Genomic DNA, 17,973 nt, shown 5'->3' on the forward strand with positions numbered 1-17,973 from the left:
CTCAGCGCCCCTTGAACACGGGCTTACGCTTCTCGTTGAAGCTTTTCACGCCCTCGATCCGGTCCTCGGTGCCGACCAGGCGGTTATACGCCTCGATCTCGAAGCGGAACCCCGTCCGCACATCCATCTGCAACCCGTAGTGGATGGATTTCTTCGCCTGCCGCACGCTGTGTGGCGCATTGCCCGCGATGGTGCGCGCCGTCTCCATCGCCGCCGGGAACACCGCCTCGGGCGGCAGCACCTGGTTAAGGATGCCCCATTCATGCGCCTGCTCCGCGGAGAAGGGCTTGCCGGTGAGGATGATCTCCTTCGCCCGCCGTTCGCCCACCGCGCGCGGCAGGTTCTGCGTCCCCCCGGCGCCGGGCATGATGCCCAGCGTCACCTCGGTGAGCGCGAAGCGGGCAGCATTGCTACCGTACGCGAAGTCGCAGGCGAGCACCATTTCAAGGCCGCCCGCATAGGCATGCCCGTTTACCGCGGCGATCACCGGGATGGGGCAGTCCATCAACGCCCAGTAGCTGCGCTCGAAAATCTCGTGCTGGCGCTGCCAGGCAGCGTCGGTCATGCCGTTGCGCTCCTTCAGGTCGCCGCCGGCGCAGAAGATTTTTTCCCCCGCGCCGGTGAAGACCACGCAGCGCGTGTCGCCGGGGTCCTCGGTCAGCGCCGTCCAGCAGGCGAGCAGGTCGCGCCCCATCTGCGTGTTCAGCGCATTCGCCGAGGCCGGGCGGTTCAGGCGCACCACCAGGATGTGCGGCTCCGGCGTCTCGAGCGCGAGGGTCTCATACGTCATGGTTTGGCTTTCGTGATCTGCGCCGTATCGGCGCCCAATGCGGGGGGTTTGCGACGCGGCTGCGGCCGCGCGCCATCGAAGCGCAGCGGCAGACCGATGGCCTGCACGCCGCTCTCCGGCATGGATTGCATCAGGCCCAGCGCTTCCGTCTGCGGATGCGCGAGCATCTCGGCCACGCTCTGCGCCGGCGCGCAGGGCAGGCCCGCGGCCTCGAAGATCCCAGTCCATGCGGCGTTCGACCGCCGCACCATCTCCGCCTCGATCAGCCCGTAGAGCAGCGCCTCATGCGCGACACGGTCCGGATTGGAGCGGAAGCGCGGATCGGCGACCCATTCCTCGCGCCCCAACGCGGCGCACAGCTTGCCGAACAGCGAATCATTCCCCGCCGCGACCACCAGATCGCCGTCCGCCGTGCGATACGCGCGATACGGCACGATGCCCTGCGCGCCCGATCCCTTGCGCTCCGGCAGCGTCCCGCCGGCGAGGTACTGCGCCGCCGGCACGCTCATCCAGGCCGCCGCCGTCTCGAACAGGGACACGTCCACGATGCCGCCCACCCCCGTCGCCTCGCGCCGGTGCAGCGCCGCCAGGATGCCGATCACCGCCCACAACCCCGTGCCCATGTCGACGATGGACACGCCCACGCGCACCGGCGGCCGCCCTTCCTCGCCGGTCACGCTCATCAGCCCGGAAAACGCCTGCATCAAAGGGTCATAGCCCGGCCGGTCCGCGAGCGGACCCACGCCGCCGAAGGCGCCGAGATTGCAGTAGATCAGCCCCGGCTTGGCCGCGACCAGCGTCGCGCCGTCGATGCCGAGCTCCTCGACCTGGCCCGGCCGCATGTTCTGCAGAACCACGTCGCATTCATCGATGATGAAGCTGCGCAGCGCCTCGCGTTGTGCCGCGTCGCGTAGATCGAGCGCAGCGGAGCCCTTGTTGCGGTTCAACGTCTGGAAGATCGCGCTCTCGCCCTCCCAGAACGGTGGCCCCCAGCGGCGCGCATCGTCACCGGCGGGCTTTTCCACCTTCAGCACGCTCGCACCGAGATCGCCCAGCACCTGCGCGGCGAAGGGTGCGGCGACGCTGTGCCCGAGTTCGCAGATGGTGATGCCCGCGAGCGGCAGAGGACTCATGTTTGTTGCTTCCTGGACGCGGCGCATTGAAGCCCTCGCGGTGCACAGCGTCAACGCGGCGCCGATTGACCGGTCCGTGCGCCAGCCATAGCGTCCGCGCCATGCAAGATGGCATCGCCTGGTCGTCGGACCTTCTCGCCACGGCGCAGCGTTTCGGCCCGCGCGTCGCCGTGACCGATGGCGTGGCGCAGCTCACCTTCGCCACGCTCGCCGCGCGCGCGCACGGCCTTGCGCATCACCTTCTCGCCATCGCCGCGACGCCCGCCGAACCCATCGCGAGCCTGATGCCCAACGGCCCCGATGCGGTCATCACCAGCTACGCCATCACCATCGCCGGTTTTGCCGAGGTGCCGATCAACGTCGCTGCCACCGATGCCGAGCTCGGCTGGTATGCGACACTCGCAAAATTCCGCCGCATCGTCGCGCCGCGCGACCAGGCCGACCGCCTGCGCGCCCTCGGCCTCGACGCGATCGCCGCCGAGGATGGCGGCGAAAGCACCACGCCCCTGCCGCCCGTGCCCACGGACTCCTGGGGTCGCCTCGCCTTCACCTCCGGCACCACCGGCAGGCCCAAGGCCATCGTGCATAGTCATGGCGGCCGTTGGATCGCGCATCTGCTCCAACGCGCGGTGATGCCCTTCGCCCCGCAGCCCGGCGACCGCATCCTGTTGATGACGCCCTTCCCGCACGGCGCCTCGCTGCTCACCTACGCCTGGCTTGAAGCCGGCGGCGAGGTCATGCTGCTGCCTGGCGTCGTCGGAGAGCGTATCGCGCCCTTGCTCGAGACCAACGCGCTCAGCGCCATCTTCGCCCCGCCCACCGTATTGGCAAAGATCCTCTCGCTCTTCCCGCGCCGCCAGTTCGCCGGCGTGCGCACCATTTTCTGCGGCACCCAGGCGCTGCTGCCGGACCTGCATGCGCGCGCCACCGCCGCCTTCGGCCCCGTCGTGCGCGTCACCTACGGCATGAGCGAATGCTTCAACCCCATCACCATCCTGCCGCCCGATCAGGTCGCAGACGCCATGGCCGAAACCGACGGCACCTCCGGCGCATGCGTCGGCTCGCCCGGCCCCAGCGTCGAAATCACCATCGATCCCGAGACCACCGAAATCTCGCTGCGCGCCCGCCAGCTCTACGCCGGCATCATCACTGCGGACGGCTACACCCCCCGGCCCCCCGGCGCCTTCCACCGCACCGGAGACCTCGGCCGCATCGACCCCCAGGGCCGCCTGTGGCTGATGGGCCGCGCCGCGGACGTCATCAAGACCGGTGGCTACCGCGTGCACCCCGCCGAGATTGAAACCGTGCTGGAACCCGCGGCCCAGGGCCGGGCGCTGGCCATCGTCACCCTGCCCTCCGAGTACTGGGGGGAAGTCATCGTCTGCGTCGCCGAGGACGCGCCGGTCGGCTGGGAAGCCGACGCCATCGCACTCGCGGCGCAACTGGCGAAGTACAAGCGGCCGCGCGCCTACCTCACCTTCGCCGCCCTGCCTCGCAATGCCCAGGGCAAGCTGGTGCGCGCGCGGCTGCGCGAGGCGATCCTCCAGACCCACAGTCTCGAAGACGGCCCGCACCCGCGCCTGAACGCCATGCCGGGGGCGTAAAGACGGCGCTGCGCCGGCGCTGCCCGGTGCGCTTGCGTCGCGGCGCCGCGTCGTGAAAACTTCCCTTGTCTTCACGCTGCGGGATGCGGTCCGAAAGGACGCCCGGCGTTGTTTCCCGCCGCCCGCGGCAGAGCATGGGGAGATCCGTATGCCGGAGTCCGAAGCCGAGCTCGACGCCCTCGCCCTCGCGCTGTTGCGCCGCCTCGGGCTGCCGTCCGGTCCGACGCTGCCGGACGGCCCGACTGGCGGGCCCGACCCGCGCCTGCCCGAACTGCCTCCCTTCGACAAGCAGGTGCCGGACCTGGTCCGGCCGGCGCGCCTGGCGATCCAGGGCGTGGAATTCACCCAGGCCACGCAGTATTTCACCTCCGGCTTCGGCGAGGACAACGCGATCCCCATGGTCGCGCTCAAGCCGATGCTGGTGCGGGCCTACCCCCACGCCATCGCAGGACTGCTCACCGGGGACACGCTCTCCGGCCAGCAGGTGACCGGCGAACTGGTGCTGAGCCGCTGGGGCAAGGAGGTCTACCGGACCGCCCCGACCCGGCCGGGCGGCGCCCGGCTCGGCCGGTTGCCCGAGCTCGATCGCACGCTGTGGGACAAGGAGAACGATCTGTGGGTGACGTCGCGGGACGGGCTGTCCCTCACCCACATCCGCGGCAACGCACCGCTGAATTTCTTCGTCCCGGCCTGGTATCTCCGCGCCGCGCCGACGGTCGTCACGGTGCGGCTCTGGGTCGCCTCGGCGCCGGGCATCGCCGCCGTCGCCTCGCGGCGGCTTGACGTGCTGAATGTCGCGGCACCCAGGGTGGCGCTGGTCCGCATCAAATGGGACAACGGCGCGGGCATGGTGGTCACGCCGGCCGATGCCGACATGCTCGGCACGCTGCGCCTGGCCGAGCGCATGCTTCCGTTCCCGTATTTCGACACAACCATCCTCGGCGTGGACTACACGCGCAGCGGCAATTTCGGCCAGCTTCCCGGCAGCTCGGGCGCCTGCAACGCGCTGTGGAACGAGATGCTGGCGCGGCTGAAGGAAACCCGCATCTGGACGCGGCTGTTCCAGCTCGCCGACATCGTCATCGGCATCGTGCCGGCGGCGGCAATCCCGGTCGGCCAGGCCGGCGGGGTCAATACCGGCTGCGGCAGCGGCGGCGACGGCGTTGGCGCCTTCTTCGCGGGGCAGGAGATGACCACCGCGCACGAGCTCGGCCACATCTACCAGCGCGCGCATGTCAACGTGCCCAACGACCCGTCGGACGATCCGAACTATCCCAAATACGTCAAGGGCTTCGACCGCTCGATCGGCGAGGTCGGGCTGGACGTGGCGCTCTCCCCGCCGACCCTCTACGACCCGGCGACGGCGATCGACGTGATGGCCTACACCACGGCGGCCGCGGAGCCGCAATGGATCTCGCCCTATACCTACTCGAACATCCTCGACCGCCGGTCGCTCTACGCGACCAGCCCGGCTGATACGCGGCGCCTGCGGCCCTGGCTGATCCTGACCTTCGGGATCGAGCGTCTGGCGCGCGGCGGCCGCACCGTGGAGCTGGTCAAGGCGATGGTGGTGGAAGCGGCCGGTCACGTCGGCGGCAGTGCGACGGCCGGCGAGAGCCCCGTCTCGATCGACCTGCTGGATGCGCATGACCGCATCCTCGCCACGCACCACGCCTACCCGATCCGGTCGCAGCCAGGCGGGTGCGGCTGTCATGGCGGCCAGGGTGGCGTGCCCGAGGGCCGCGAGCCCTATCTCACCTTCGTCGAGGCGATCCCGCTGCCCGACGGCGAGGTCGCGCGCATCACCTTCCACACCGGCGATGCGCCGCTGCTGGTGGTCGAGGCGGGCGAGCCGCCGCGCGTCAGCCTCACCGGACCTGATCGGGAGGAGGACGGGTTGCACCTGCGCCTCGAGGTTTCGGCCAGCGAAGGGCGCGCATCCACCCTGGTCCTGTTCACTGGCGATGATGGCGAAACCTGGGTCCCGGTCGTCCAGGATCCGCCGGAGGGGACACCGCTGGTGATCGATCCGCAGCGTCTGCCCGGCGGGTCGCGCTGCCGGTTTCGCGCAGTCGCGACGGCCGGGCTCCGCTCGGCCACGGCCGAGACGGACAGCTTCGAGCTGCCGCGGCGCGGCCGTGGCCTGTTCGTCCAGTTGGAGACCGACCCTTGCGAGCGAGCGACGGTGCGGTTGCGGGCCCTCGTGGATGCGCGCGGCCTGGGCGCGGTCCCGCCGCAGGATGTGCGCTGGGAGTCCGACCGCGACGGCGAGCTGGGGCAGGGCTTCGAGCAGGTGGCGCGGCTGTCGGAGGGCACGCACGCCATCTCAGCCTCGATGCCGGACGGCCTGGGCGGCCGGTTGACGGAGCGGGCCATCATCATCATCGGCGGCCGCCCCCGCCACCTCGGCCCAGCCTGAACGAGGAGGCAGGTCCAGCATCGACTCGATCCTGGCCTTGCCTTCGTCCCCTCAGTTGTTCAGGCGGATATTCGTCGTCTCGATGATGCGGCGGAAGTTGGCGGTCTGCTCACGCAGGTAGGTGGTGAAGGCGGCACTGCCGCGCAGGTCCATCTCGATGCCGATGCCTGCGACGCGTTCGCGCGCGTCGTTCGAGTCCATGCCTCGCAGGGTGGCTGCCTCGACGATGTCGAGGATCGATCGCGGGGTCGCGGCGGGCGCGACGAGTCCGATCCATGCGCCGACGTCGAAGCCCGGAATGGGGGCATCGGTCGCGATGCCCGGGATGCCCGGGGCGAGCGTGCTGCCACGCGCGAAGGAGATGCCGAAGGGGCGCAGCGAATTGCCGCGGATCAGCGGCTGCGTCGCGGCCAGCGTTTCGATGCTGTAGTCCACCTGCCCCGCGACGACGGCGGTCAGCGAGGGTGCGCTGCCTTGGAACGGGATGTGTTCGGCCCGTATGCCGAGCGCGGAATTGAACCATTCGATGATGAGGTGTGCAGTCGCGCCGGTGCCGGAGGAGCCGAAGGTGTAGTGCCCGGGGCGCGCCCGCAGCGCAGCGACGAATTCCGGCAGGGTAGTCGCCGGGAAGGCCGGGTTCGCGACCAGCACGTAGGGCGAGACGCCGACAAGCGCGACGGCGGCGAAGTCCCGTTCCGTCTCGTAGGGCGTACGCTGGACCAGCGGGTTGATGGTGTAGGGGCCGGAGGAGGCGGCGAGCAGGGTGTAGCCGTCCGGTGCGGCCTTGGCGACGGTATCGGTGCCGATCATCCCGCCGGCTCCGGCGCGATTTTCCGCGATCACGGCTTGGCCGAGCACTTCCGAGAGGCGCTGCGCGATGACCCGGCCAGCAAGGTCGGTCGCCTGTCCGGGCGGCCACGGGACGATCAGGCGGATCGGGCGGTTGGGGTAGCTCTGCGCCTGCGCGGCGGCGATCCCGCCGATCAGGGCGGCGATGGCGAGCAGGGCGATGCGGCGGATCATGGACGTGGCCTCCCGAATGCGTCCCGCGCAAGCTTCGCGCGCGGTTGCATCCGGCGGCACGACGGGATCGACGACGCTGAGGCTAGCGTCGTCGCCGGGAACCCGCCAGGGGTGCCTCAGTAGGGCTTGTAGACCACCACTGGGGCCGGCGCGTAGTAGGCGCGCGGCGGCGGCGGCGCATAGTAGGCCGGCGCGGGCGGCACGTAATAGGCCGGCGGCGGCGCATAGTAGACGGGCGGCGGCGGCGCGCGATAGGCGAGCCCGCCGACGATGGCGCCGAGCGCCAAGCCACCGACGATGCCGGCGGCGACGCCACCGCCGTAATAGCCGCGGTGGCGGTAGTACTGTGCCTGCGCCGGGGCTGCGGCGGCGAGGCCCAGCATGGCGGTGGCGGCGATGAGACCCAGGCGATGCGTGCGTGTCATTGGGAAGCTCCGTGATGAGCCGTTGCGTTTTCGATCCATATTAAATTGCTCCCGAGGCATGGCGAAATCAAGGCGATTCGACCTTCTGTTACAACTGCACACAAAGGTGACGGTTCAGGCGAAGCGGGCGAGGGAGAAGCGCTCGGGGATGGCGGCGCGGCCCGCCATCGCATCGGCCGTCATCCGGCCCACGATCGGGGCCAGGGTATAGCCGTTGAAGGTGACGGCGTTGAAAAACCCCGGCAGGCCGGGGGTCTCGCCGAGCAGGGGCGCGCCGTCGAGGTGGATGTTCATCGCGGTCCAGGCGCGCACCAGGTGCAGGCCGGCGAGCGCGGGCAGGACGCGCTGCGCAACCCAGAGATTGCCCTCGATGCCGCCGCGGGTGTTGCGCGTGGCGCCTTGGGCATCATGCGTGCCGGGCCAGCCGCCACCGATGAGCACATGGCCGCCGGATCCTTGCTTGAGGGAAAGGTGGCGTCCGGCATGGGCAACGGCGTGGCGCAGCATCGGCGGGGCGGCCTCGGTGGCGAGCACCTGCTGGACGGAGCCGCGCACCGGGATGGGGTGGCCGGACAGCGCCGCGACCTGGCCTGCCCAGGGGCCGGCGGCGTTGACGATACGGCCGCAGCGCAGCGTGCCGGCCTCGGTGGTGACGGTGAAGCCGCCTCCGTCGCGTGCGATGGCGATGACGCTGGTGTTCGCATGGATGCGGGCGCCGGCCGCGCGGGCGAGCCTCGCCAGCGCGAGGGTGGCGCGCAGCGGGTCGATCATGCCCTCGGCCTCGCAGAAAGCGGCCGCGATGAAATGCGGGCCAAGATCGGGCGCGAGGTCGCGCAGCTCGTTGGCGCCGATGAAGTCGGTGCGGATGCCGTGCCGCGCCTCGATGGCGGCCTTTTGGACCAGCCAGGCCTGTTCCTCTGCGGTCTCGGCCAGCATCAGCCCGCCGGAACGCTTGAGGCCGAGCGGTTCTCCGGCATCGCGCGCGATGGCCTCCCACAGCGCGATGCTCTCGGGCGCCAGCGGCAGGGCGGAGGCGGCCGGGCCCTCGCCACCGCGCGCCACGGCGGGGTCGCCGATATCGTAGGAGAGCAGCTGCACGTGCAGCGTGCCGGCGTTCGCTGTGCTGGCGGCGACGCCGGGCTGCGCGCGGTCGAGCACCGCAACGTCGTGCCCGTCGCGTGCGAGATACAGCGCCGTGGACAGGCCAGCGACGCCGCCGCCGATGACGAGCACGTCGCAATCGGTGGGCGGGTTGGCGCTGGGAGTGCCGCGCCAGGCGATGGCGGGCGGTGCGGCGACGATGGGCGCGCCGCCCCATTCGGGATGCTCGCGCGCGAGTACGGCGATCGGCACCGGTCGCAAGGGCGCGCGTGGCGCCGAGAAGTCGGCCTCGGCCTCGGCGCCGCAGAGGCGGCCGATGCTCTCGGCGCAAAAGCGGCCCTGGCAGCGGCCCATGCCCGCCCGCGTCGCGCGCTTGAGCGCGGGGAGGGATTGGGCGCCCTCGGCCATCGCGGCGCGCAGCGTGCCGGCGGTCACCTCCTCGCAGCGGCAGAGGATGGTGGTGTCCGCCGGCGCTGCGAGCGGTGGCGCGGCGTAGAGGCGCCAGAGCGCACGCTGGAATTTTTCCGCGCGGTGCAGGGCGCGGGTGTTGCGGGCATCCTCCGGGGCTGTGAAGCCGAGGTCGCGCGCGGCGGCGAGACCGGCTGCGCGGCCGCTTTCGAGGGCCACGCGCGCGCCGCCGAAGGATGCGCCGTCGCCCACCGCGAAGATTGCAGGGTCGCTGGTGCGGCCATCGGCATCGGCGACGGTTTCCAAGCGGCCGTCGCGCAAGCGCTGCGCGCAGCCGAGTGCGCGGGCGAGTGCCGTATCGGGCGCGAAGCCATGGTTGAGCGCGCAGGCGCCGGCTTCGACGCGTTGCTCGCCGGTCGCCGTCGCGATGCGCAGCGCGGCGAAATGCCCGGCGGCGTCCGCTTCGCAGCCCAGCAATGTCGCGCCGTAGATGATCGGCACGCCGCGCAGCCGCCGCAGGGATTGCGCGCCATCCCACAGCAGGTCGGGCGCGCTCGCCGCCATGGCGAGCACCGCCGCCGCGTGTCGCAGCCCGGGCTTCGCCGCCGTCTCCACCACCGCCGCGACCTCGACGCCGCCGGCCACCAACTCGGCGGCGAGCTGCAGGTTGAGCGGGCCATTCCCCGCGATCACCACCCGCGTCGCCGGGCTCACGCGCTGGGCGCGGGCGAGGGACTGCATCCCGCCCACCGTCATCACGCCCGGCAGCGTCCAGCCAGGGATCGGCACCGGCGCTTCATGCGCGCCGGTCGCGAGGACGAGGCGTTTCGCGTTGAACCGCGCAGCACGTCCACCGACGAGAGCGGCCATGTCATCGACGGCGAAGGCGCCCCACACCTGTGCATCGGCGAGCATGGTCACGCCCGCCGCAATAGCCTCCGCGCGAAGGGCGTCGCCAAGCCGGTGCTGCGCGTCCGGCCGCGCCTGCTCGTGCGCGGCACCGAGTGGCTTCGCGTATTGCCCGCCGGGCTTCTCCCGCTCATCGAGCAGGATCGTGCGCGCTCCCGCCCTTGCAGCAGCGGCCGCCGCAGCGAGGCCTGCAACGCCGCTACCCACCACCAGCACGTCGCAGCTGGTGACGTCCTCCGCGCCCGGCGCCTCCGCGAGCGGTGCCGGATGCGCGGGCGCGGCGCTCTCCACCACCATGCCATCGGCCACCGCCACCATGCAGGCGCGCTGGTTCGCGCGGCCGTCGATGGTGACCAGGCAGTCGAAGCACGCACCCATCCCACAATGCAGCCCGCGTTCGGCACCCGAGACCGTGCGGCGCAGCGCCAGGATCCCCGCCGCCGAGAGCGCCGCCCCCACACTCTCCCCCGGCAGGGCCGAAATCGGGCGTCCGTCGAAGGCAATGCTCACCGCTTGTGCAGTGCTGTGTGTGTCAGGCGAGCGGAGGCGCATGGGCCGGGCTTGCAACCTCTGGCGAAACGGGTTGCCATGGTGGCCGGTCCAACGCCGGGGGTAAACCCAATGCCGGAGCCCTTTCGCGGCTGCTACACCGTGCTCGTCACGCCCTTCACGGCGGATGGCGGCGCCGTCGATCTCGCGGCACTCGCGCGGCTGGTCGAGTTCCAGATCGCCGAGGGCATCCGTGGCCTCATCCCGCTCGGCTCCACCGGCGAATTTTTGTCGATCAACCGCGAGGAACGCGCTGCCATCACCGAGTGCGTGGTGAAGACCGCGCGCGGCCGTGTACCCGTGCTCATCGGCACCGGCGTGGAGGACACGCGCGAGGCCGTCGCCCTCTCGCGCGAGGCGGAAGCGATGGGCGCGGACGGCGTCATGATCATCCCGCCCTACTACTCGGTGCCGACCGAGGATGAGCTGTTCCACCACTACAAGACCATCGCGGACGCCATCGGCATTCCCATCATGGTCTACAACAACCCCGCGACCGCGAATGTGGACCTGACGCCGCCGATCCTCGCGCGGCTGTCGACCATCCCCAACTGCCGCTACGTCAAGGAAAGCACCCTCGAAGTCACCCGCGTGCGCGACATCATCGCGCTCTGCGGCGACCGGATGGAGGTCTTCGCCGGCGTGCTCGGGTACGAAAGCGCCTGGCTCGGCGCGATTGGCTGGGTGGCCGTGTGCAGCAACGTCGCACCGCGCCTCTCGGCCGATATGTTCCACGCCGCCGCCTTCGACCGAGACCAGCCCCGCGCGCTGGCACTGTATCGCCGCCTGGCGCCCTTGCTGCCCTGGGTGGGGGGGCCGCGCTACGTCGCAGGCACGAAGGCTGCGTTCGATATCATGGGCATGAGCATGGGGCCGCCACGGGCGCCGCGGCTGCCATTGCCGAAGGCGGATGTCCCGGCACTGACTGAAGTTCTTCGCGGCATCGTGCAGTGACTGGGGGAAATGAATTTCCCCCAGACCCCCATTCTTTCTTTTTTGATTTATTGGTGCTGGCCCGGCAACCAGCAGCAACAAACAAAAATAAAAGAATGGGGTTCGGGGAAATTCATTTCCCCGACCTAACCCTCACCAAAGGACCCCCCTTATGACTCTCGACCGTCGTGCCCTTCTCGGCGCCGGCCTCGGCCTCGCCGCAACGCCCGCCCTAGCCCAGACCTGCACCCCTGCCGTACCCGATTCCGAGCTGGTGAAGCCCCGCACCCTCACGCTCTCCACCAACCCCACCCTGCCGCCCATGCAGTTCGTGGACAGCACCGGCACGCTGCGTGGCATGCGTGTGGAGCTCGGCGCCGAGATCGCGCGCAGGCTCTGCCTCACGGTGGAGAATGTGCGGGTGGAGTTCGCCGCGATGGTCCCCGGCCTCGCCGCACGGCGCTGGGACATGATCAACACGGGGATGTTCTACACCGAGGAACGCCAGCGCCTGATGTGGCTGGTGCGCTACGAACAGCAGGCCATCTCCATCTCCGTGCCCCGCGGCAACCCGCGCAACATCCGTCGCCTCGAAGACCTCGCCGGCCTCAATGTCGGCGTCGAGCAGGGCGGCTTCGAATTCCGCCGCAGCCAGGACATCGCGACGGACCTCACCGCGCGCGGCCTGCGCCCCATCACCGTGCGCGCCTTCGACAATTTCGCGGTGTCCTTCCAGGCGCTGCGCGTGGGGCAGTTGGATGCGGCGATCTCGATCGACAGCACCGCCAAGGAATATGACGACCGCGGCGATTTCACCCGCGCGATCTCGGGCCTCTACGGCACGCCGATCAATTTCGGCTTCCGCTCGCGTGCGCTGGCCACGCAGGTTGCGCGCGTGCTGACCGAGATGCGCGCCGATGGCAGCTTCATGGCGCTGCTCGATCGCTTCGGCGTCGCCGCCTATGACGGGCCTTTCGAAGTCGTCGGGCCGAGCTGATCGGCGATGCAGATCTGGCGTTGGGATGGATTCTTCGACTACCTCTTCAACGCCTATCTGCTGGAAGGGGCGCTGATCTCGGTCGGCGTCACGATCGCCTCGCTGTTTTGCGGGCTGGTGCTGGGCGTGGCCATCGCGCTGCTGCGGCTGTCGGGCAAGCGGCCGCTGGTGTGGTTCGCGGTGTTCTACTGCTGGATTTTCCGGGGCACGCCGCTGCTGGTGCAGCTGCTGCTCATCTACACCGGCCTGCCGCTGTTCGGCCTGCGCTTCTCGGTTTGGGAAGCCGCCCTCATCGGCATTTCGCTCAATGAGGGCGCGTACCTGTCGGAGATCGTGCGCGCCGGCATCCTCTCGGTCCACAAGGGCCAGCGGGAGGCGGCGACCGCGCTCGGCCTGCACAAGGTGCAGGTGTTCCGCCTGGTGGTCTGGCCGCAGGCGATGCGCGTGGTGATCCCGCCGCTCGGCAACTCGGTAAACGGGCTGCTCAAGACGACGTCGGTGGCGTCCGTCATCAGCCTCGACGAGCTGCTGCGGCGGACGCAGATCCTGATCCAGGAGCGGTTCCTGGTGCTGGAGCTGTTTGCCGTCGCGGCGCTCTACTACCTGGTGCTGACCACCCTGTGGGAGGTGGTGCAGCGGCGGCTGGAAAAACGCTACGGCCGGGGCTATGGCCAGGAAAGCGCCGACCGGCGATAGGAGACAGAGTGATGGCCCAGTACGACCTCGCGATACGCGGCGGCACGGTGGCGAGTGCCTTCGGCGTGATCCGCTGCGACATCGGCGTGAAGGATGGCCGTGTGGCCGCGCTGGCCGAAGCGATCAACGACGCGACCACCATTGTGGATGCCTCCGGCCTGCTGGTGCTGCCCGGCGGCGTGGACAGCCACTGCCATATCGAACAGCCCGAGGCGAATGGCAGCGTCCACGAAGAGAGTTTCATCAGTGCCTCAACCAGCGCCTTCGCCGGCGGCACGACATCGGTCGTCTGCTTCACCCAGCAGTTCAAGGGCGGCGGCGTGCTGGACATGCACCGCGCCTATCGCGCGCGCGCCGCGACCGGGATGCTGGACGTGGCGCTGCACCAGATCATTTCCGATCCCACTGATGTGGTGATGAATGACGAGGTGCCGCAACTGGTCGCGGACGGCGTGCGCAGCCTCAAGGTCTTCCTCACCTATGAGCCGCTGCATCTGAACGACGAGCAATACCTCCGCGTACTCGCCACCGCGCGCCGGCATGGTTGTCTGGTCACCGTGCATTGCGAGAATTACGACGCGATCAACTGGCGCGCCCAGGCGCTGCTCGCGGCCGGCATGACGGCGCCGAAGTACCACGCCTGGTCGCGCCCGCCGGTGGTGGAGCGCGAGGCGACGCACCGCGCCATCGCGCTGGCCGAGATGGTGGACCAGCCGATCCAGGTCTTCCACGTCAGCTGCGCCGAGGCGGCGGAGGAAATCGCCCGCGCCCAGGCGCGCGGCGTGAAGGTGTGGGGCGAGACCTGTCCGCAGTACTTCGCCCTCACCGCGGAGGACATGGCGCGCCCGGGCTTCGAGGGCGCGAAGTTCATGTGCAGCCCCGCCCCGCGCGACACGGCGGAGCATGCGCGCGTGTGGGGGATGATCCAGCGCGGCACGCTGGACGTCATCTCCTCCGACCATTGCGGCTATTCCTATGGGGGCTCGCTCGGCAAGAAGCAGAATGGCGATGGCGCGAACTTCGACGTGGTGCCCAACGGCATCCCCGGCCTCGCCGCGCGGCTGCCGCTGCTGTTCAGCGAAGGCGTGTCCAAGGGCCGCATCGGCATCGAGGAATTCGTCCGCCTGTCCAGCACCAACGCCGCGAAGCTGATGGGGCTGTATCCGAAGAAGGGCGCCATCGCGCCGGGGTCGGATGCCGACATCGTGCTGTGGGATGCGGGCAAGCGCGTGACGCTGACCAACGCGCTGATGCAGCACGCCATCGACTACACGCCCTATGAGGGCACCGAGGTCACGGGCTGGCCGGTCGTGACATTCCGCCGCGGCGTGATGGTGATGCGCGACGGCGTGGTGCAGGCGGAGCCGGGCACCGGCCAGTACCTGCCACGCGCGCCCTACCCGATGGTCGCGCCCCGCGGCGTGCTTGCGAACGGGTTCGACGCCGCACCCGTCTTGTAGCCCCGACGCGGCGCGCTAGACTCTACCCAACCGGGAGAGAACACCATGCCGACACGCCGCGCCCTCAGCCTCGCGCTGCCTGCGCTTCTCGCCGCGCGTGGGGCGAGGGCACAGGCCTTCCCCGACCGTCCCGTGCGCGTCATCGTCGGCTTCACCCCGGGCGGCGCCACGGATGGCGCCATGCGCGCCGTGGCACCGCGCTGGGGCGAGCTGCTGGGTCAGGCGGTGGTGATCGAGAATCGCGGCGGCGCCGGCGGCAACATCGCGACCGAGATCGTCGTCCGCGCGCCGGCCGACGGGACCACCTTGCTGCTCGGCACCGTGGGCCCTTTGGTGATCAACCCCGTCGCGGGAAACCTGCCCTTCGATCCCATGGCGGAGCTGGTGCCGGTGGGACCGCTGGCCTTCCAGACCGGCGTGCTCGTGGTGCCGGTGGACCGGCCCTGGCGCAACGTGGCGGAGCTGCTGGCCGAGGCGCGGCGCCGGCCTGGCGCGCTCAACTGGGGCTATTCGGGCATCGGCACCTCGGGCCATCTCGCCGGGCTGCTGATGGACTCCATGGCGGCCATCACCACGGTGGGCGTGGCCTATCGCGGCGGCGGGCCGCTTATGAGCGACCTGGTGGCTGGGCGGCTGGACTACGCCTTCTCCACCGCGCCGCCCGCCTTGCCGCAGGTGGAAGGCGGCAAGCTGCGCGCACTCGCCATCCCTGCTCTGACGCGCGCCTTCTACCTGCCGGAGGTGCCGACAGTGGCCGAGGCCGGGCTGCCGGAATTCGACACCGGGCACATCTACGGAATCCTCGCACCACGGGCGACGCCGACGGCGGTGGTCGCGCGGCTGGCGGAGACGCTGCGCGCGGCGCTGGGCGATGCCGCGACGGGTGCCGCGCTGCGTCGCCAGGGGCTGGACCCATCCCCGGGCGGGCCGGAGGATTACGCGAACGCGATCCGCGCCGACCAGGCGCGCTTCGTGCCGCTGGTGCGCAGCGCGGGGATCCGGGTGGAGTAGGCGGACTGCCTTAATCGCCAAGCCTCCGCCGGCCGCGCGCCCGGTACGCGCCTTCGGCGCCCTTGAGCCGGCCCCATGACCGGCGAAAAGGCCGTGATCGAAGCAAGCCGAGCAGTGCACTCCGCCTCCATTCTTCGACCCCTGGCCCTTGTTCCGGCCGGCGGGTGCGGGTCAATAGGCGCGCAGCGCCGGGCGAAGTCCGCTCGCTCTTGATGCGCATCCGACGGACGGGCCCAGCATCATGGGGCGACGAAGGGCAGGGCTCACCTGTACTGCTGCGCCCGCCACGCGATCGCCGCCCCCGCCAGCGGCAACGCGGCCAGCAACGCGAAAGCCATCGCATAGGACCCTACGCCCCAGAAGATCAGCGCGAAGAGCGTGGGCCCCGTCACCACGCCCGCGAAGGTGACGGACAGCACCGCCCCCGTCGCGTGCCCGGCCGCCCCGGGCGGCGCCAGGCGAGACGCCTCCGCAAGCGCCACCCCGTTCCATCCGGCGGCACAGAAGCCCAGCAGACACAGCACCACCACGAGTGCGGCCGGCGGCCAGCCGATCGCGAAGGGCAGCGGCAGCGAGCATGCCGCCGCCATCACGCCGAGCACCATCAGCACGAAGAAGCCCGACGCGGTACGATCCGCCAGCCAGGCCCAGGCCAGGCGCCCCACCGCGCCGGCGATCTGCAGCGCCGCCGCCACCGCGCCGGCCGCCACCGGCGACCAGGAAAACTCCTGGACCAGCATGGTGACCGCATAGGCGCCAAGCGAGAGCTGTGCGGCGGAGAACATCGCCCCGATCACCGCAATGGAGAGCAGCGCCGGCCGCCCGCGCAGCAGCTTCAGCCCGCCGCCCGCCCCGCGCAGCGGCAGCCCGGCGTCGCGCGCCCCGTCCCAGGCGCCGCGAAACACGCCAAGCCCCAGCGCCGCGCCCGCCACCACCAGCGCCACGCACAGCGCCGCGCCCTGCCACCCCACCGCCAGCGCCAGCGCCGGCAGCGCGAGTCCGGCGAGCGCCGCGCCGAGCGGCACGCCCATCTGCTTCACCCCAAACACCAGGTTGCGGCGCGCGGGCGGCGCGAGGCGGCTCAGCACCGTCGAGGCCGCCGGGTTGGTCAGCCCGTAGCTCGCCCCGATCAGCGCCGAACCCAGGGCCGCCGACCACAACGTGCCCGCCGCGATCAGCGCCGCGCCGAGCGCGGTACCCGCCATCGCCACCTGGCTGCCGCGTGCCGGCCCATACCGTCCGATCACGCCGCCGGCGATGGAGGAGACGCAGGCCGCCGCGATGTAGATCACCGCCACCTGGTGCCCGATCCAATGCGGCGGGGCGCCGAGCGCGGGCAGCGCGAAGGGTGCCAACACCGGCAGGATGAACACCCCGCAGGTCGCGAGCGCCTGCGCGGCCGTCGTCGCGGTGAGCGCCGCGGCGAGGCCCGATACCACCAAAGCCATGCCTGATCCCCGGATGCGGCGGACTGCGCTACTCCACGCGCGCGCCCGAGGCGCGTATCAGCGGCGCGAAGCGGGCCGCATCCGCCGCACGGAACGCCGCCAGCTCCTCGGGCCCGATCGGCCAGGGGGTGGCGCCATTCTCGATGTAGCGCTCGGTCACCTTGCGCGTCTCCACCGCCTGCTTCGTCAGTGAGGCGATGCGGTTCACCAGCGCCGGCGCCATGCCCGCCGGCCCCAGCACGCCACCCCAGGAGGTGATCTCGAATCCGGGCAGGAATTCCGCCATCGCCGGCACCTCGGGCGCCTGCGGGCTGCGCTGCGCGCCGGTGACCGCCAGTGCGCGGAGCGTGCCGCCGCGATGCGCCGCCAGCGCCTGGGGGATGTTGTCGAAGATCATGTGCACGCGGCCCGCGAGCAGGTCGATATGCGCCGGCGCCGCGCCTCGATAGGGCACATGGATGATGTCGACGCCGGCCATCTGCTTGAACATCTCGCCCGACAGATGCACCGAGGTGCCGGACCCGGAACTGGCAAAACTGTACCGCCCAGGATTGGCCTTGAGCAGCGCGATGAGCTCCGGAATGCTGCGCGCCGCGACGTCATTGTGCACGACCAGCATGTTCGGCAGCTGCCACAGCCCGCCGAGATAGGAGAAGTCGCGCGTTACATCGAAGGGCAGGCTGGAATACAGCGTCGGCGAGATCGCGAGCGAGGACACGCTGGCAAGCCCGATGACGGATCCATCATTGCGAGACTGCGCGATGGCGTGGGTGCCGACGTTGCCGCCCGAGCCGGAGCGGTTCTCGACGATGAACTGCTGGTTCGTGATGTCGGCCATCTTCGCGCACCAGATGCGCGAGAGGATGTCGGTGCCACCACCTGGCGGGAACAACCCGATGAAGCGCACCGGAGCGCTCGGCCACGGCGCCGCCTGCGCGTGCGCTGCCAAGGGCAGCAGCGCCGCACTCGCCAAGGCCGCGCGCCGCGTGATCAATCCCGCCATCCATCCGCCCCCCTGCTCCGGCTTGGCCGCCGGTTGCGCGGGGAGTGTGACGGCAAGCCGGCCG

The 17,973-nt window shown here is 70.6% G+C and carries 14 protein-coding genes; 7 read left to right on the top strand and 7 right to left on the bottom strand.

The window, feature by feature from the left end; genetic code table 11:
* Position 1: 1 nt before the first annotated feature.
* Entirely contained in the window at positions 2-790 is a 789-nt protein-coding gene (locus GXW79_RS18425) for an enoyl-CoA hydratase/isomerase family protein (protein ID WP_211875912.1), read from the bottom strand.
* Positions 787-1,923, bottom strand: a complete 1,137-nt coding sequence (locus GXW79_RS18430) for a CaiB/BaiF CoA transferase family protein (RefSeq protein WP_211875913.1) — start codon at positions 1,921-1,923, stop codon at positions 787-789. The genes GXW79_RS18425 and GXW79_RS18430 overlap by 4 nt, the downstream gene beginning before the upstream one ends.
* Positions 1,924-2,024: 101 nt before the next feature.
* Between GXW79_RS18430 and GXW79_RS18435 the strand changes: the two genes are divergently transcribed.
* Together GXW79_RS18435 and GXW79_RS18440 are read left to right on the top strand one after the other, a co-directional pair.
* Positions 2,025-3,527, top strand: coding sequence for a class I adenylate-forming enzyme family protein (locus GXW79_RS18435; RefSeq protein ID WP_211875914.1), 1,503 nt, complete (start codon positions 2,025-2,027; stop codon positions 3,525-3,527).
* Between the two features lie 148 nt (positions 3,528-3,675).
* Positions 3,676-5,946 (top strand): hypothetical protein, encoded by a 2,271-nt coding sequence (locus GXW79_RS18440; protein ID WP_211875915.1) that lies wholly within the window; start codon positions 3,676-3,678, stop codon positions 5,944-5,946.
* A 51-nt stretch (positions 5,947-5,997) separates the two neighbouring features.
* On the opposite strand, the gene GXW79_RS18445 is transcribed toward GXW79_RS18440, so the two are convergent.
* From GXW79_RS18445 to GXW79_RS18455, 3 genes are all read right to left on the bottom strand, one after another.
* A complete protein-coding gene (locus tag GXW79_RS18445) occupies positions 5,998-6,969 on the bottom strand; it encodes a Bug family tripartite tricarboxylate transporter substrate binding protein (RefSeq protein WP_211875916.1) in 972 nt (323 codons plus the stop codon).
* A 116-nt stretch (positions 6,970-7,085) separates the two neighbouring features.
* Positions 7,086-7,394 (bottom strand): hypothetical protein, encoded by a 309-nt coding sequence (locus GXW79_RS18450; protein ID WP_211875917.1) that lies wholly within the window; start codon positions 7,392-7,394, stop codon positions 7,086-7,088.
* A gap of 114 nt (positions 7,395-7,508) precedes the next feature.
* Positions 7,509-10,322 carry an FAD-dependent oxidoreductase gene (locus GXW79_RS18455; protein ID WP_211875918.1) on the bottom strand — a complete coding sequence of 938 codons (2,814 nt, stop codon included), beginning with the start codon at positions 10,320-10,322 and terminating at the stop codon, positions 7,509-7,511.
* A 111-nt stretch (positions 10,323-10,433) separates the two neighbouring features.
* On the opposite strand from GXW79_RS18455, the gene GXW79_RS18460 reads away from it, so the two are divergent.
* From GXW79_RS18460 to GXW79_RS18480, 5 genes are all read left to right on the top strand, one after another.
* Complete coding sequence (locus GXW79_RS18460; protein WP_211875919.1) at positions 10,434-11,315, top strand: dihydrodipicolinate synthase family protein; 882 nt, start codon at positions 10,434-10,436, stop codon at positions 11,313-11,315.
* A gap of 151 nt (positions 11,316-11,466) precedes the next feature.
* The gene (locus GXW79_RS18465; RefSeq protein ID WP_211875920.1) at positions 11,467-12,291 is read left to right on the top strand and encodes an ABC transporter substrate-binding protein; all 825 of its coding nucleotides are present in this window, start codon (positions 11,467-11,469) and stop codon (positions 12,289-12,291) included.
* A 6-nt stretch (positions 12,292-12,297) separates the two neighbouring features.
* Positions 12,298-12,987 carry an amino acid ABC transporter permease gene (locus GXW79_RS18470; RefSeq protein WP_211875921.1) on the top strand — a complete coding sequence of 230 codons (690 nt, stop codon included), beginning with the start codon at positions 12,298-12,300 and terminating at the stop codon, positions 12,985-12,987.
* Positions 12,988-12,998: 11 nt separating this feature from the next.
* Positions 12,999-14,447 carry a dihydropyrimidinase gene (gene hydA / locus GXW79_RS18475; RefSeq protein WP_211875922.1) on the top strand — a complete coding sequence of 483 codons (1,449 nt, stop codon included), beginning with the start codon at positions 12,999-13,001 and terminating at the stop codon, positions 14,445-14,447.
* 45 nt (positions 14,448-14,492) lie between these two features.
* On the top strand, positions 14,493-15,458 hold the full coding sequence (locus GXW79_RS18480) for a Bug family tripartite tricarboxylate transporter substrate binding protein (protein WP_211875923.1): 966 nt from the start codon (positions 14,493-14,495) through the stop codon (positions 15,456-15,458).
* A 263-nt stretch (positions 15,459-15,721) separates the two neighbouring features.
* On the opposite strand, the gene GXW79_RS18485 is transcribed toward GXW79_RS18480, so the two are convergent.
* Together GXW79_RS18485 and GXW79_RS18490 are read right to left on the bottom strand one after the other, a co-directional pair.
* Positions 15,722-16,906: an MFS transporter gene (locus GXW79_RS18485; protein WP_211875924.1), complete on the bottom strand. Its 1,185-nt coding sequence runs from the start codon at positions 16,904-16,906 to the stop codon at positions 15,722-15,724.
* 28 nt (positions 16,907-16,934) lie between these two features.
* Positions 16,935-17,909 (bottom strand): Bug family tripartite tricarboxylate transporter substrate binding protein, encoded by a 975-nt coding sequence (locus GXW79_RS18490; RefSeq protein WP_211875925.1) that lies wholly within the window; start codon positions 17,907-17,909, stop codon positions 16,935-16,937.
* Between the last annotated feature and the right edge of the window lie 64 nt (positions 17,910-17,973).

Source organism: Plastoroseomonas arctica (genome assembly GCF_018128965.1).
GTDB classification, from domain to species: Bacteria; Pseudomonadota; Alphaproteobacteria; order Acetobacterales; family Acetobacteraceae; genus Plastoroseomonas; species Plastoroseomonas arctica.